Genomic DNA, 13421 nt, shown 5'->3' on the forward strand with positions numbered 1-13421 from the left:
CCGTCGGGAGCGTCCTCGCAGTTCCCGCGAATGTTGACCAGCGGTAGACGATGCGGCATTCTCGTCGGGCGCGAGCTCGCCCGTGCGGCGATCGCGCGCCGCTCGCGCCCCGGGGTGGACAAACGGGTCGTGAACGTTCACGATGTACCTGTGCCCCCGAGCACATCACGCCCGCGACCGCGGTGCACTCAAGGACGAGGAGTGATGACCTGCGATGAACCCCCGCTTGTCACGACGATCGGCGCTGGTCGGAGGTGGTGCGGCGCTCGCCGCCGGCCTCGCGGCCTGTGCGCCGCCCAACCCCGGCGAGGTCAACGCCGAGCCGACCATCCCTGCCGCTGACGGCAAGGTCCATCTGACGTACTGGGCCTGGCTGAAGGACCTGCAGAAGGTCCTCGACGTCTTCAACGCCTCCCAGGACCGCATCCAGGTCGACGCCACCTGGATCCCCGGCGGCAACACCGGCGGCTACGCGAAGATCCTCTCCGCGGTCGCCGCGGGCGGAGGCCCTGACATCGCCCAGGTCGAGCTGCGCCAGATCCCCGAGTTCGCGCTCGCCGGCGCGCTGGTGAACCTCAGCCGCTACGGCTTCGACGAGGACGAGTCCGCCTTCGACCCCGGCGCGATCAGCCAGGCGAAGGTGGGCGAGAACATCTGGGGCGTCCCGCAGGACACCGGCCCCATGGCGAGCTTCTACAACCGCGAGGTGCTCGAGGGCGAGCTGGGCCTGACCTTCCCCTCCACCTGGGACGAGTTCCGCGAGACCGCCGGCATCGTCTCCGAGGCCGGCAAGCAGATCATCAGCCTCGATCCCTCCGACGGCTCCCACCCCATCGGCTGGGTCATGCAGTCCGGCGCCGCGTGGTTCCGGCCCGAGGGCGACGGCTGGATCGTCGACATGACCGACGAGGCCTCGATGCGCGTGGCCGAGTTCTGGGACGGCATCTTCGGCGAGGGCCTGGTCGGCACCGGCTACGGCTCCTACACCACCCCCTGGTACGCCGCGGCGGCCGACGGGAACGTGCTCGCCTCGATCAGCGGCTCGTGGTCCGACGCGCTGAACGAGACCGTGCCCGGCGGCTCCGGCAAGTGGGCCGTCGCGCCCATGCCCACCTGGCCCGACGGCTACGCCTCCGGCGGCCACGGCGGCTCCGCCGCCGCGATCCTCGCCAACTCGAAGCACCCGGCCGAGGCGCTCGAGTTCCTCACCTGGATGTGCACCGACCCCGCCGGCATCGACGCGATGATCGAGTACTCCGGCATCGGCTGGTCGCCCGCCGCCGACTACATCGGCGAGAAGCGGCAGCAGCCCAGCGAGTTCTTCTCCGGCCAGAACTACAACGAGGAGGTCATCGTCCCGATGGCCGCCGGGCAGAACCTCGACTGGACCTGGGCGCCGCTCATGCAGCGCGCCCAGGCCCTGATCGGCGACGGCATGACCGCCGCCGTCACCGGCGAGGTCCCGCTCGCGGACATGTTCGCGAACGCGCAGAAGGAGATCGTCGAGATCATGCGCACCATCGGTCTGAACGCGGAGGAGGCACGATGAAGGGCAAGAGCGCCCCCTGGCTGCTGCTGGCACCGTTCCTGGTGCTGTTCATCGGGACCATGATCGTCCCGATCATCATGGCGATCGGCTACAGCTTCACGCGCGTCGAGCGCCTGGGCCTGCTCGGCGAAGCCGGTGTGGACAGCGTCTTCGCCGGCCTGGAGAACTACATCGCCGCGCTGACGAACGCGAACTTCATCGCCTCGATCGGGCGGATGGTCCTGTTCGGCGTCGTGCAGGTGACGGTGATGATCGTGGCCGCCACGATCCTCGCCCTGCTGCTCGAGAGCGCCTCGGCGAAGTGGCCCGGCTTCTTCCGCGCCACCTACTTCCTGCCCTACGGCATCCCCGGCGTGATCGCCACGATCCTGTGGTCCTTCCTCTACATCCCGGGGCTGTCCCCGATCGTGGACGTGCTCGGCGCCGTCGGCATCACCGTCGACTTCCTCGGCCCGAACATGGTGCTGTGGTCCATCGCGAACATCGTCACCTGGACCTACACCGGCTACAACATGCTGATCATCGTCGCGCAGCTCAAGGCCATCCCCGGCGAGCTGTACGAGGCCGCGAAGATCGACGGCGCGAGCTCCTTCCGGGTGGCCCGCTCGATCCAGATCCCGCTGATCCGCCCCGCCCTGATGCTCACGATCATCTTCTCGATCATCGGCACCCTGCAGCTGTTCGCCGAGCCGCGCCTGCTGCAGACCATGAGCGCGGGGATCACCTCGGAGTACACCCCGAACATGTCCGCCTATGCCTTCGCGTTCCAGTACAACGACATCGGCATGGCCGCGGCGCAGTCCGTGATCATCGCGGTCGCCGCCTTCCTGTTCTCGGCCCTCGCGCTGGGGATCTCGAACTGGATGGAGAAGCGCCGATGAGCACCACCGACAACGCACCCACCCACCGCGCGAAGCCGCTCGGCAACGCGGCCAGGGCCGCCCGTGGCGACGGCCGCGCGGGAAGCCGCGACGCGGGCCGCAAGCCCACCACCACGATCATCGTCACCGCGATCCTCGCGATCGTCGCCGTGTACTTCCTGGTGCCGGTGTACTGGGTGGTCATCAACGCCACCAAGTCCACCGAGGACCTCTTCGGCACCAGCGGGTTCTGGTTCGGCGAGACCTTCCAGCTGTGGGAGAACCTCCAGTCCGTGCTCACGGCCAACGGCGGGATCTTCCCCCGCTGGGCCCTGAACTCGATCCTGTACTCCGGGGTCGGCTCCGTGCTCGCGACCTACTTCGCGGTCGCCGCCGGATACGCCCTGGCCAAGTACCGCTTCCGCGGCCGCGGCCTCGTCTACGGGCTCGTCCTCGGCGGCGTGCTCGTGCCCGGCACGGCCGTGGCGCTGCCGCTGTTCTTCCTGTTCAGCTCGATCGGGATCACCAACACCTACTGGGCGGTGCTGATCCCCTCGCTGGTGAGCCCCTTCGGGCTCTTCCTCGCCTCGATCTACGCCGGCGCCGCGGTGCCCGACGAGATGCTCGAGGCGGGTCGTCTGGACGGCGTGAACGAGATCGGACTCTTCCACCGCCTGGCCCTGCCGCAGCTGACCCCCGCGATCGTGACGATCCTGCTGTTCCAGTTCATCGCGATCTGGAACAACTACATGCTCCCGCTGGTCATGCTGGCCGACGAGAAGCTGTACCCGATCACCCTGGGTCTGGACAACTGGCGGGCCCAGACGGATCGCCTGCCGGAGTTCTACCAGCTCACCACCGGCGGCGCGCTGCTGTCGGTGATCCCGCTGGCGATCCTCATCCTGGTGCTGCAGCGCTTCTGGCGCGGCGGCCTCACCGAGGGCTCCGTCAAGGGCTGATCCACCGGACAGTCCCGCAGCGAGGGCGGCACGCACCGGCAGATGCGCCGGCGCGTGCCGCCCTTCTCGTGCCAGAGCTCTCCCGTCGGGCGTCGCCGCCCGCACCCCTTCGCCGCCCTGCACTGCGCTGCCCCGGGGGTGACCGCGCGGGCTCCTGGCAGCACGACGTGCCATATATGCCACGTCGTGCTGCCGAGCGCCCGTCCGCCCCTTCGGCGGCCGCCACGTGACGCGGCTGTGCCCCTCCGCGGCCCCGCCCGGCCCTGTGGCACGGCGGTGTCGGTGCGCGACCCGTCCGCCACTTTTCCGGCACGCCGGTTTCCCGCACCCGGTGGCGGGACGGCCCCGGGTGCTCTTGGATGGAGGGATGAGCTCCTCCCGCGGCCCCGCCCCCGTCCCCGCCCGACGCCCCGCGCCGGCCGCCGACCGGCTCCCTTCCCCGCCGCGCCGACGCTCCGTCCTCGCCGCGGCGGCGGCGCTGCCCCTGGCCGGGGCGGGGCTGTCGGGCTGCGGCGCGCTCGAAGGGATCGTCGGCGACGACATGGAACCCGACCTCGTGGCCGAGCTGCCCCGTCGGAAGCCCGGCGAGACGGACGGGCTCGGCCGGCGCGTCGTCCCCTTCACCGCCCACCTGCTCGCCGGCATCGACCGCGAGCCGGTCAACGCCGTCTGCTCCCCGCTCTCGGCGCAGACCGTGCTGACCATGGCCGCGCTGGGCGCCGCGGGAGACACCCTCGCCCAGATGGAGGAGGTGCTCGGCGGCACCGTCGACGAGCTCGCCACCACCGCCAACACGCTCTCCGCGGTGCTCGCCGCCGTGGGGGACACGGTCCGGGAGGAGGACGACCCCGAGGGGCCGGAGCCCGCCGTCGCCTCCCTCGTCAGCAGCACCTGGCTGCAGGAGGACATGACGGTCGAGCAGGGATTCCTCGACGGCCTCGCCGAATGGTTCGGCAGCGGCGTGTTCCAGATCGACGTCCTCGACGAGGCGGCGCGCGAGAAGGGCCGAGAGCGGATCAACGACTGGGTGGCCGAGCAGACGAACGACCTCATCGAGGACCTCGTGCCCGAGCAGGCGCTCTCCGACCGCACCCGCGCCGTGCTCGTCAACGCCCTGCATCTGAAGGCCGCCTGGCCCAGCCCTCTCGAGCGCCGCGGCGGCACCTTCACCACGGACGAGGGCGAGGAGCTCTCCGTCGAGCTGCTCCACGGCAGCAGCTCTGCCTGGTTCGAGGACTCGGTGTGCCGCGCCACCGCGCTCGAGGCCGCCGGCGGCGAGCTCGCCCTCGCGCTGGTCCAGCCGGCCGGGAGCATCGGCGAGACGATGGACGCCTGGGCCGAGGTCGCGGGAACACCCGCGGCGGGCCTCGGCGGGCTGCTCGACGGGCTCGAGGACTCCTCGGAGCAGGTCGACCTCGCCGTGCCGCCCTTCGACATCGCCTGGGACTCCTCCCTGGTGGCGGTGCTGCAGGGCCTCGGGATGACCGACGTGTTCTCCGAGGCGGCGGACCTCTCCGGCATCACCGCCGAGGAGGACCTGGTGATCACCGAGATCCTGCAGAAGGCCGTGATCACGGTCGACGAGGAGGGTATGGAGGCCGCGGCCGCGACTGCGGCGATGGCCGGCACGACCGCGGCCCCGGCCGAGCCGAAGGAGCTCGTCCTGGACCGGCCGTTCCTCTTCGTGGCCTATGAGCGCACGACCCGCGCGCCGCTGGTCGCCGGCTGGGTCGGGGATCCGCGGCAGACGAGATGAGGGCGGGCCGGCGTTCTCCTCCCTGTCTGCGAGGATGTCGTCCATGAACGACCTGGTGGTGCCCCTTGTCGTCGGCCTGGCGGGCCTGCTGATGATCGCGCTCTCGCTGTGGTTCCGGGTGGGCAGGCCGGTGCTGATGAGCCGCTGGATGGATCCCTGGTCGGAGGACTGGCAGGCCGAGCGCAGTGTGCTCCTCGGCCTGCCGACGGCCGGTGCGATGCTGCTCTGCGTCGCTGCGGTCGGAGCGATCCCCGAGTGGAACGTCCTGCGCCTCCTCGTCGTCGGCGCGATGGGGCTCTTGGTCGTACCGATGCTCTATTGCCTGACCGCCCCGCTGCCGCTGCCGGGTTTCCTCTACCCCGCCTGGGCCCGCGCGCTGCGCGACACCCGTGAGGAGCGCATGGAGGCGCTCCTGTCAGAACTGTCCGATGGGGACTGAGCCCGACCGGGGCTGATTCCGGCCGGGTCCGGGCCCGAAACAGCGGGCCGACGGGAGGGCTGATGCGCCGGAGCGGTTCGCGCCCACGCGCGTCGGCTGACAGACTGGCGAAAACCGATTCACCGCCGAGAGGATCGACGAGGATGCCCGCCGCGCTCACCCCCACCTCCGAGGGCTTGCTCCGTCACGGGGAGCCGCACATGATCGTCTCCGGCGCGCTGCACTACTTCCGCGTCCACCCCGCGCAGTGGCGGGACCGCCTGCGCCGCCCCAGCAGACGCTCTACGTCACCGCCCCGCTCCTGCGCGCCGGCCGCAACGAGGTGCTGCTGCTGGACCTCGAACGTCGGCCGACGCGCTTCGCGCTCGCCGAGTCGCACCATTTCGGACGTGCCGCCCACGCCCACCCCACCACCGAGGAGAGCTGATCACCGTGACTTCGACCCCTGACCTGCGCATCGGCGTGATCGGCATGGGCGCCCGCTCCGATCTCGCCTCCCATGCCCACCGCCCCGGCGAGGGCTCCCGCGTCACCGTCGTCGCCGACCCCGCCGAACGCGGCCGGGCCCTCGCCCGCGAGCGCTTCGGCGAGGACGTGGCGACCGCCCGCTCCGTCGAGGAGATGCTGGAGGCGCACGAGGTCGACGCGGTGATGATCCTCGCCCCCGACTTCGCGCACGCCGGCATCGCGCGGCAGACCCTCGCCGCCGGGATCCCCACCTTCTGCGAGAAGCCGATGGCGATCTCCCTCGAGGACGCCGACGCGATGCTCGAACTCGCGAAGGAGAAGCGGGCGCGGCTGTACATCGGCCACAACATGCGGCACATGCCGGTGGTGCGGCAGATGAAGGCGATCGTCGACTCCGGCCGGATCGGCAGGGTGCGGGCGATCTGGTGCCGCCACTTCGTGGGCGCCGGCGGCGACTTCTACTTCAAGGACTGGCACGCCGAGCGGGAGAAGGCCATGAGCCTGCTGCTGCAGAAGGGAGCCCACGACATCGACGTGATCCACTGGCTCGCCGGCGGCTCCACCCGTCGCGTCTCCGGCATCGGTGACCTCGCGGTCTACGGCGGCATCACCGACCGCCGCGACAACTCGGACCGCCGCATGGGGGAGTGGTACGACGAGGACATCTGGCCGCCCACCGCGCAGAAGGAGCTCAACCCCGTCGTCGACGTCGAGGACATCTCGATGCTGCAGATGACGCTGGACAACGGCGTGCTCGCCTCCTACCAGCAGTGCCATTTCACCCCCGACTACTGGCGGAACTACACCGTGATCGGGGACGCCGGACGGATCGAGAACATGGGCGACGGCGCCGGCGACCAGATCTACATCTGGACCTCGCGCCGCTCCGGGCCGGGCCGGCCCGACGACGTCGAGGTGACCGCCCGCGCCGAGGGCGGTCACGGCGGCGCCGACCCGAGCCTCGTCGCCGAGTTCCTGCGCTTCGCCCGCAGCGGCGGCCGCACCGAGGTCTCCGTGATCGCGGCCCGCGAGGCGGTGGCGACCGGGGTGCGCGGCGCGGAGTCGATCCGCTCCGGCGGCGTGCCGCTCGAGGTGCCGCCGGTGGCGGACGAGATCCGGGAGTACTTCGACGGCGGGCAGGTCTGAGGTCGCGCAGTCGCCGAGTCCGGCGAGCGGAGCGGCGGCTCAGGCCGACGGGCCCCCCGCCCGCCCGGGCGGTATCCCGTAGGCGCGCAGGGCGTCCGCGACGTCCGACGCCGCGGCGGTGCCCGCGTGCAGCGGCCACGAGGCGGCGACGAAGCCGTCGGGCCGGACCAGCAGCATCCGCGCTGCGGAGTCGCGGTCAGATCTCGGGCCGCGGCCAGCGTCCGTGCCGCGGTCTGCCCTCGTCTCGCGACCCGGCGCCTCGCCGCGGCGCGGCCCTGCACCGAAGAACGGTCCCGCCACCGCCGAGGGGACCTGCGGTCTCACGGCCTCGTCGGCCCCGACCACATGCAGCTGCCAGGTCATCGCGCGCAGCGCCTCGCGGTTCCCGTCGGTCGGCAGAAGGCGCCGGCCGACGGCCCGGTCGCGCGCCCAGCGCGGCAGCGGCTCCCCGTCCGGGACCGGGTGGTAGTGGATGCGGTACTGGCCCAGCCACCCGCCGAGCCGGTGCCCGGCGGGGGAGGCGAGCAGCCGCGGGGCGAGCACCGCCAGCAGGTCACGGGCTCGCCGGCGCGCGAAGGCGGTGCCGCGGCCAGGCCGGGCGATCACCCCGAAGCCCCGGTCCACGATCCGCACCAGGGTCAGCGCGACCGGCCGACGCTCCGCCTCGTAGCGCTCCAGCTGACCGGGCTCCCGCAGGCCGGAGGCGACGTCGGCCAGCAGGTTCACCAGGTGGTGCGCGTCCTGCAGGCCCGTGTTCATGCCCTGCCCGCCCACGGGGGAGTGGACGTGCGCGGCATCGCCCGCGAGGAGCACCGGCCCCTGCCGGAACCGGGCGGCGACGCCATGATGGACCCGGTAGGCGGAGAACCAGTCCACGCGCTCGTACCGGATCCCGAGATCCTCGCGGGCGCCCGCGAGCGCCTCCTCCTGGTCCGGCTCCGCCCCGCCGTGCAGCCAGATCAGCCGAGCGTGCCCGCCCCCGCCCAGCGGGAACAGGATCGCGAAGCGCTGCCGGCCGAAGCGTGCGGTGAGCGCACCGGTCTCGATGCCCCGCACCCCGTGCAGGTCCGCCACGCAGAACGTCGCCTCGTCGGTCACGCCCTCGAAGGGGAGCCCCAGCCGGTGGCGCACGGGCGAGCTCGCCCCGTCGGCCCCGATCAGCCATCGCGCCCGGACCCGGACCGGGCCGTCCGGCCCGTCGATCAGCGCCTCGACCCCCTCGTCGGCCGACGGATCCGCGGTGAAGGAGACGAGGCCGTGCCCGTAGCGGACGGGTGCGCCCTCGGTCGCGAGGGCGTCCGCGAGGAGGTGCTCGGTGCGGCTCTGCTCGAAGACCCGCGCCCCCGGGAACGGGGTGTCCCCCTGCTGCGCGGCGGCGAAGTCCGCCCCGACGCCGGGACCGCCCTGCCGGATCCGGATCCGGCCCGCTGCCTGCGCCCCGTCCAGCACCGGCGCGACCAGGCCCAGCTGATCGAGGATCTCCATGCTGCGGGATTGGATCACGATCGCCCGCGACTCCCGCGTCGGGCCCGGCTTCGGGTCCACGACCTGGGCCGACAGTCCGCGGCGGCGGGCGACGAGCCCCGCCATCAGGCCCGTCGGCCCGGCGCCGACGACCAGCAGATCGATGCTCGGCGCGGTGTCGGTCGTGTGCGCAGCGTCATCCATGGCGGCCTCGTCTCGACGCAGGAGCGGTGGGCACCACCGTAGACCTGTCCGCCCGCGGCCCTGCTCGGCGGTACGGTGCCCACGTGCTCCGTCCGGAGCCGTGCCGTCGAAGGAGCCCGCATGACCGCCGCCCGCGCCACCCGCCGCATCCTCCCGGAGGACCTCCCCGACGCATGGCCCGGGGCGGCGACCTGGACCGGCGTCGAGGGAGGCAGCCAGCCCTGGCGCCTCGCGCCCGCGCAGCTGGCGCGGATCGGCTCCGCCGACGTCGAGGAGCTCGCCCGCATCCCGAACGGCGTGCGGCTCGCCGTCGAGACCGATGCGCGCCGGCTCGAGCTCGCGCTCACCACGCAGGGGCCCTACGCGGATGCCCCGCGCCGAGCGGACCTCGTGATCGACGGCGAGCACACGGCGACCCTCGAGGCGGGAGGCCGCACGGAGCTGCTGCTGGACCTTCCCGGCAGCCTGTCGCGCATCGAGCTGTGGCTCCCGCACACGGCCCCGACGGTGCTGCACCAGGCGCTGCTGCACGAGGCGAGCGTGCTCGTCCCCGCCCCGCCGCGCGGCCCGCGCTGGACCGTGCACGGCAGCTCCATCACCCAGTGCAACGAGGCGGACAGCCCGCTGGGCACCTGGCCCGCCCTGGTCGCGGCGCAGAACGACTACGAGCTGACGGCGCTGGGCCTGTCCGGGCAGTGCCATCTGGACCCGCCGGTCGCCGAGACGATCGGGCGCTCCCGCCCGGACCTGGTCACCCTCTGCATCGGCGCCAACATCTACGGCGCCTCCACCTTCACCGAGCGCAGCCTGCTGCCGGCGCTGATCGGCTTCGTCGACCACGTGCGAGCGCTGACCCCGGCGCCGATCGTGCTCATGAGCACCATCACCTCGGGCCCGCACCGCGAGGACGTCCCGAACGACGCCGGGCTCACCCAGCGCCGCCTGCGGGAGATCGTCCATCAGGGCGCGGAGCTGCTCGCGACCGAGGACCCGCTGCTCACGGTCGTCGACGGGACCGAGATCATCACCGCCGAGGAGATGCACCTGCTCGGCGACCAGCTGCACCCCACGCCGGAGGGCTACCGGGTGATGGCGGAGCGGCTCGCGCCCCGGATGGCCGAGGCGCTCGTCAGCCCCGTTGCCGGCCTTTGAAGCGGGGCTCCGTCTTGTTGATGACGTAGAGCCGGCCGCGGCGGCGCACCACCTGGGCGCCGGGGCGGGCGGCGAGGGAGCGGAGCGAGGAGCGGACCTTCATCGCGTCGCCTGCCCGTAGCGGCGGCGGAAGCGCTCCACGCGACCGGCGGTGTCCAGCACCTTGGACTGCCCCGTGTAGAAGGGGTGCGAGGCGGAGGAGACCTCCACGTCTATGACCGGGTACTCCTGGCCATCGGTCCAGGTGATGGTGCGCTCCGAGGTGGCTGTGGAGCGGGTGAGGAAGGAGAAGTCGGCGCTCGCGTCGCGGAAGACGACGGGCCGGTAGTCGGGATGGATGGACGGCTTCATGGGATGTCCTCCTTCAGAGGATGGGGTGGGGCGAGCCGGAGCTCACCAGCTGGACTTCGTCACGCCCGGCAGCTCACCGCGGTGGGCGGCCGCGCGGAAGCGCACCCGGGAGAGCCCGAAGGTGCGCAGGAACCCGCGCGGACGGCCGTCGATCGCGTCGCGGTTGCGCAGCCGGGTGGGGCTCGCATCGCGCGGCAGGCGCTGTAGGGCGCGGTGGGCGATCACCTTCTCCGAGGTGGTCGCCGCGGGGTCCTTGAGCGTGCGCTTGAGCGCGGCGCGCTGCTCGGCGAACCGGGCGACGGTCTCGCGCCGGCGACGGTCGGCGGCGATCTTGGAGGTCTTCGCCATCAGCGCTCCTCGCGGAACTCGACGACCTCGCGCACGCGGGGGTCGAACTTCCGCGCGACGAGCCGGTCGGGGGTGTTCCGTCGGTTCTTGGTGGTCATGTACGTGTATCCGGTGCCGGCGGTGGAGCGCATCTTCACCACGCCGCGCACATCGTTCTTCCTGGCCATAAGGGGTTTCCTCTCAGATCTTCTGTCCGCGGGCGCGGATCTCGGCGACGACCGCCTCGATCCCGCGGCGGTCGATGGTGCGCAGCCCCCGGGCGGAGACGCGCAGGCGCACGGTCCGACCGAGCGACGGGACGAAGAACCTCTTCGTCTGCACGTTGGGGTCGAAGCGTCGCGAGGTGCGGCGGTGCGAATGGGACACGGACTTCCCGAAGCGGGGGACCGCTCCGGTGACTTGACAGCGCTGAGACATGGATGGCGATACTAGTAATGAGAACGATTATCGTCAAGCAGGAAGTGCAGGACCCATGCCCGAGAGCCGCTCCTCGAAGCCCGTCTCCCCCCAACCCCTCCCGGGGGCCCGGCATTCCCGCCCTGTCGCCGTCGTCACGGCGCTCGACGAGGTGCTGCGCGACGCCCTGGTGGCGAGCCTCCTCCTGGACGCCGAGGGTCTCCTCGCGCTGCGCTACGAGGTCGCCGAGGACTCCTCCGCGCTGCGCCGCCTCGTCGTCGCGGCCGACGGGGTGCGCGAGGACGAGCTGGTCGACCTCGCCCACCCCTGCGTCTCCTGCGCCATGCGCGAGGACGCCGTGCCGACCCTCGCCCGCCTCGCCGGGCTCCCCGAGGTGACCGGCATCCTGCTCGCCCCGCCGCTGAGCGCCGACCCGTCGATCGTGGCGGGCACGCTGCGCCCCCACGAGGACGCCTGGCACCTCGCCTCCGCGGTCGCCCTCGCCGCGGCCGGCACCGCTTCCGAGGACCTCCTGGGCGACGCCACCCTCGCCGAGCGCGGGCTGCGCTGGGCCGACGGCGACGCGCGCTCCGTCGGCGAGGCGCTCGCCGCCCAGCTCGAGTACTCCGACGTCATCGTGCTCTCCGGCGAGGCGGACGGGCCCGGGGCCGAGCTCGTCGAGCACCTGCGCGCCCCCGAGCAGCGTCTCCTCCACGACCCCTTCGCCGTGGCCGTGCCGGACGTGCTCGGCGGCCGGCTCGACCACGCCGCCGCCCTGCGTCGTCGCGACGCGCGATATGTCGAGCCCTACGGCGGCCCCACCGACCATGGCACCTGGACCCTCGACCTGCTCTGCGAGCGGCCCTTCCATCCGGGCCGACTGCTCGCGAACATCGAGGCTCTCGGGGGCGGACGCCTGCGCGGACGCGGCCGCTTCTGGGTGCCGGACCGCCCGGACAGCATCTGCCAGTGGGACGGCGCGGGCGGTCAGGTCTCCATCGGCGCCGTCTGGCGCACCGGTGCCGAGCTGCCCACCACGCGGCTCGTCGTCACCGGTCAGGACCCCGAGGACCTGCCGCGGGTGCGGGACGCCTTCGCCCGCAGCCTGCTCACCCCGCAGGAGTGGGCCCGGGGCCTCGCGCCGTGGCTCGGCGCCGAGGACCCCCTCGCACCCTGGCTCGGGGAGCGGGACGCCAGGGTGTGAGAGGGGCGGCGGGCGTGCTCAGACCGCCGTGACGGCGCGTCGGGCGTGGCTGCGGTGGGTGAGGACCACGAGGGTGAGCAGCGTGCCCACGCTCACCGCCGCCACCACGATCCGCGGCACGGGGCTGCCGGTCGCGTCCCAGGCCACGTGCCTGGCCGGGACCAGCACCCCGCGCTGCTGGCGGCGAGTCCGGTCGCACGGTCCCGCCGACGACGAGAGCCGCGACCCGAGCCGGACGAGCTTGCTCGTCGGCGCCGGGTCACGGCTCTCAGCATGTGCGGGTGCGCCGCCCGTCACGGCGGTGCGGGGCCCTCAGGCGGTCGCGGTCCTCGCCGGGAGCACCTTGTCGGCGTAGCGGCGGCGGAAGCGCTCGACGCGCCCGGCGGTGTCCAGCACCGTGCCGCGACCGGTCCAGAACGGATGCGAGGCCGAGGAGACCTCGACGTCGATCACCGGGTACTCCCGGCCGTCCTCCCAGGTCACGGACTTGTCCGAGGTGCGGGTCGAGTTGGTCAGGAAGGATTCCCCGGCGCTCCGGTCCCGGAACACGACGGGTCGGTACTGAGGGTGGATGTTCTTCTGCATGGCGATCTCCTCACCGCGTCGATGACTGAAGGGTCAACGACGCAGGGGGTTCGCGTATTCCCGCGTGGCCGGGCCCGCTTTCGCGGCTGCTCGCGGCGCCCGCCGCCGTGAGGCGACGGGCGTCTCGCAGGGTCAGGCGGAGGCGCCGACGAGAGTGCGTCGGGCCTGCTCCCCCTGCACGGCACGGCCTCCGGTGCGCGCCAGGTGCGCGGCGGAGGAGAGGTCCACCTCGATGACGGGGTAGATCTTCCCGTCCTCCCAGGTGGTCGAGTGCTCCGAGGTGCGGGTGGAGCGCGAGAGGTAGCGCAGCCCGGCGCTCTGGTCGCGGAAAACGACGAGATGGGGCTGAGGTCGATGGTGCTGGCGTCGAGTGTTCGTCATGGTGATTCTCCTTCGATGTCGGCGCGCGGCCGGGTCAAGTCCCTGGAAGTGGTGTAGCGATCCTTCGCTGAGGGGTCAGGCGGTCAGGGCGGGTAGGGAGCTTGTGGTGACCTCCTCGGTGTTGGTGTCGGGGACGAGGTTGAGGCGGCAGCGGGCCAG

General features: G+C 72.5%; 18 protein-coding genes. 9 read left to right on the forward strand and 9 right to left on the reverse strand.

The genetic code is table 11. The features are described from left to right. Positions 1–214: 214 nt before the first annotated feature. From DS079_RS12160 to DS079_RS12190, 7 genes are all read left to right on the forward strand, one after another. Positions 215–1549 carry an ABC transporter substrate-binding protein gene (locus DS079_RS12160; RefSeq protein WP_126988077.1) on the forward strand — a complete coding sequence of 445 codons (1335 nt, stop codon included), beginning with the start codon at positions 215–217 and terminating at the stop codon, positions 1547–1549. Further along, entirely contained in the window at positions 1546–2430 is an 885-nt protein-coding gene (locus DS079_RS12165; protein ID WP_126988079.1) for a carbohydrate ABC transporter permease, read from the forward strand. Before DS079_RS12160 ends, DS079_RS12165 begins: the two co-directional genes overlap by 4 nt. Then, a complete protein-coding gene (locus DS079_RS12170) occupies positions 2427–3368 on the forward strand; it encodes a carbohydrate ABC transporter permease (protein ID WP_126988081.1) in 942 nt (313 codons plus the stop codon). The genes DS079_RS12165 and DS079_RS12170 overlap by 4 nt, the downstream gene beginning before the upstream one ends. A gap of 367 nt (positions 3369–3735) precedes the next feature. After that, positions 3736–5124, forward strand: coding sequence for a serpin family protein (locus tag DS079_RS12175; RefSeq protein ID WP_126988083.1), 1389 nt, complete (start codon positions 3736–3738; stop codon positions 5122–5124). A 43-nt stretch (positions 5125–5167) separates the two neighbouring features. Then, on the forward strand, positions 5168–5563 hold the full coding sequence (locus tag DS079_RS12180; RefSeq protein WP_126988085.1) for a hypothetical protein: 396 nt from the start codon (positions 5168–5170) through the stop codon (positions 5561–5563). A gap of 247 nt (positions 5564–5810) precedes the next feature. Further along, on the forward strand, positions 5811–5990 hold the full coding sequence (locus tag DS079_RS17445) for a hypothetical protein (RefSeq protein ID WP_241237640.1): 180 nt from the start codon (positions 5811–5813) through the stop codon (positions 5988–5990). A gap of 5 nt (positions 5991–5995) precedes the next feature. Then, the gene (locus tag DS079_RS12190; protein ID WP_164736233.1) at positions 5996–7177 is read left to right on the forward strand and encodes a Gfo/Idh/MocA family protein; all 1182 of its coding nucleotides are present in this window, start codon (positions 5996–5998) and stop codon (positions 7175–7177) included. A gap of 39 nt (positions 7178–7216) precedes the next feature. Here DS079_RS12190 and DS079_RS12195 read toward each other — a convergent pair whose 3' ends face one another. Further along, the gene (locus tag DS079_RS12195; protein ID WP_126988091.1) at positions 7217–8845 is read right to left on the reverse strand and encodes an FAD-dependent monooxygenase; all 1629 of its coding nucleotides are present in this window, start codon (positions 8843–8845) and stop codon (positions 7217–7219) included. A 120-nt stretch (positions 8846–8965) separates the two neighbouring features. On the opposite strand from DS079_RS12195, the gene DS079_RS12200 reads away from it, so the two are divergent. After that, entirely contained in the window at positions 8966–9997 is a 1032-nt protein-coding gene (locus DS079_RS12200; protein WP_126988093.1) for a GDSL-type esterase/lipase family protein, read from the forward strand. On the opposite strand, the gene ykgO is transcribed toward DS079_RS12200, so the two are convergent. Genes ykgO through rpmB form a run of 5 tightly spaced genes read right to left on the reverse strand, consistent with a single transcriptional unit; the run spans position 9975 to position 11113 of the window. Beyond that, positions 9975–10100, reverse strand: coding sequence for a type B 50S ribosomal protein L36 (ykgO, locus tag DS079_RS12205; protein ID WP_010550721.1), 126 nt, complete (start codon positions 10098–10100; stop codon positions 9975–9977). The two genes, DS079_RS12200 and ykgO, sit on opposite strands and share 23 nt — an antisense overlap. Beyond that, positions 10097–10348, reverse strand: coding sequence for a type B 50S ribosomal protein L31 (locus tag DS079_RS12210; RefSeq protein WP_053917305.1), 252 nt, complete (start codon positions 10346–10348; stop codon positions 10097–10099). The genes ykgO and DS079_RS12210 overlap by 4 nt, the downstream gene beginning before the upstream one ends. A gap of 42 nt (positions 10349–10390) precedes the next feature. Then, positions 10391–10696 (reverse strand): 30S ribosomal protein S14, encoded by a 306-nt coding sequence (rpsN, locus tag DS079_RS12215; RefSeq protein ID WP_126988095.1) that lies wholly within the window; start codon positions 10694–10696, stop codon positions 10391–10393. Beyond that, on the reverse strand, positions 10696–10863 hold the full coding sequence (rpmG, locus tag DS079_RS12220; RefSeq protein ID WP_070500864.1) for a 50S ribosomal protein L33: 168 nt from the start codon (positions 10861–10863) through the stop codon (positions 10696–10698). Before rpmG ends, rpsN begins: the two co-directional genes overlap by 1 nt. Before the next feature lie 13 nt (positions 10864–10876). Next, entirely contained in the window at positions 10877–11113 is a 237-nt protein-coding gene (gene rpmB, locus DS079_RS12225) for a 50S ribosomal protein L28 (protein ID WP_126988097.1), read from the reverse strand. Between the two features lie 55 nt (positions 11114–11168). Here rpmB and DS079_RS12230 point away from each other — a divergent pair, with 55 nt between their 5' ends. Next, a complete protein-coding gene (locus DS079_RS12230) occupies positions 11169–12296 on the forward strand; it encodes a GTP-binding protein (RefSeq protein WP_126988099.1) in 1128 nt (375 codons plus the stop codon). Positions 12297–12314: 18 nt separating this feature from the next. Here DS079_RS12230 and DS079_RS17145 read toward each other — a convergent pair whose 3' ends face one another. From DS079_RS17145 to DS079_RS12240, 3 genes are all read right to left on the reverse strand, one after another. Then, positions 12315–12464 (reverse strand): hypothetical protein, encoded by a 150-nt coding sequence (locus DS079_RS17145; RefSeq protein ID WP_164736234.1) that lies wholly within the window; start codon positions 12462–12464, stop codon positions 12315–12317. Between the two features lie 144 nt (positions 12465–12608). Then, positions 12609–12881: a type B 50S ribosomal protein L31 gene (locus DS079_RS12235; RefSeq protein WP_010550714.1), complete on the reverse strand. Its 273-nt coding sequence runs from the start codon at positions 12879–12881 to the stop codon at positions 12609–12611. Between the two features lie 132 nt (positions 12882–13013). Next, positions 13014–13262, reverse strand: a complete 249-nt coding sequence (locus DS079_RS12240) for a 50S ribosomal protein L31 (RefSeq protein ID WP_126988101.1) — start codon at positions 13260–13262, stop codon at positions 13014–13016. Positions 13263–13421: the final 159 nt, after the last annotated feature.

The sequence above is a fragment of the Brachybacterium paraconglomeratum genome (genome assembly GCF_003994255.1).
Lineage (GTDB): Bacteria > Actinomycetota > Actinomycetes > Actinomycetales > Dermabacteraceae > Brachybacterium > Brachybacterium conglomeratum.

Bases quoted from the DNA above. Each gene is read 5' to 3' on its own strand.
- DS079_RS12160 (WP_126988077.1), top strand. From the start codon at position 215: ATGAACCCCCGCTTGTCACGACGATCGGCGCTGGTCGGAGGTGGTGCG.
- DS079_RS12165 (WP_126988079.1), top strand. From the start codon at position 1,546: ATGAAGGGCAAGAGCGCCCCCTGGCTGCTGCTGGCACCGTTCCTGGTG.
- DS079_RS12170 (WP_126988081.1), top strand. From the start codon at position 2,427: ATGAGCACCACCGACAACGCACCCACCCACCGCGCGAAGCCGCTCGGC.
- DS079_RS12175 (WP_126988083.1), top strand. From the start codon at position 3,736: ATGAGCTCCTCCCGCGGCCCCGCCCCCGTCCCCGCCCGACGCCCCGCG.
- DS079_RS12180 (WP_126988085.1), top strand. From the start codon at position 5,168: ATGAACGACCTGGTGGTGCCCCTTGTCGTCGGCCTGGCGGGCCTGCTG.
- DS079_RS12195 (WP_126988091.1), bottom strand. From the start codon at position 8,845: ATGGATGACGCTGCGCACACGACCGACACCGCGCCGAGCATCGATCTG.
- DS079_RS12200 (WP_126988093.1), top strand. From the start codon at position 8,966: ATGACCGCCGCCCGCGCCACCCGCCGCATCCTCCCGGAGGACCTCCCC.
- ykgO (WP_010550721.1), bottom strand. From the start codon at position 10,100: ATGAAGGTCCGCTCCTCGCTCCGCTCCCTCGCCGCCCGCCCCGGCGCC.
- DS079_RS12210 (WP_053917305.1), bottom strand. From the start codon at position 10,348: ATGAAGCCGTCCATCCATCCCGACTACCGGCCCGTCGTCTTCCGCGAC.
- rpsN (WP_126988095.1), bottom strand. From the start codon at position 10,696: ATGGCGAAGACCTCCAAGATCGCCGCCGACCGTCGCCGGCGCGAGACC.
- rpmG (WP_070500864.1), bottom strand. From the start codon at position 10,863: ATGGCCAGGAAGAACGATGTGCGCGGCGTGGTGAAGATGCGCTCCACC.
- rpmB (WP_126988097.1), bottom strand. From the start codon at position 11,113: ATGTCTCAGCGCTGTCAAGTCACCGGAGCGGTCCCCCGCTTCGGGAAG.
- DS079_RS12230 (WP_126988099.1), top strand. From the start codon at position 11,169: ATGCCCGAGAGCCGCTCCTCGAAGCCCGTCTCCCCCCAACCCCTCCCG.
- DS079_RS12235 (WP_010550714.1), bottom strand. From the start codon at position 12,881: ATGCAGAAGAACATCCACCCTCAGTACCGACCCGTCGTGTTCCGGGAC.
- DS079_RS12240 (WP_126988101.1), bottom strand. From the start codon at position 13,262: ATGACGAACACTCGACGCCAGCACCATCGACCTCAGCCCCATCTCGTC.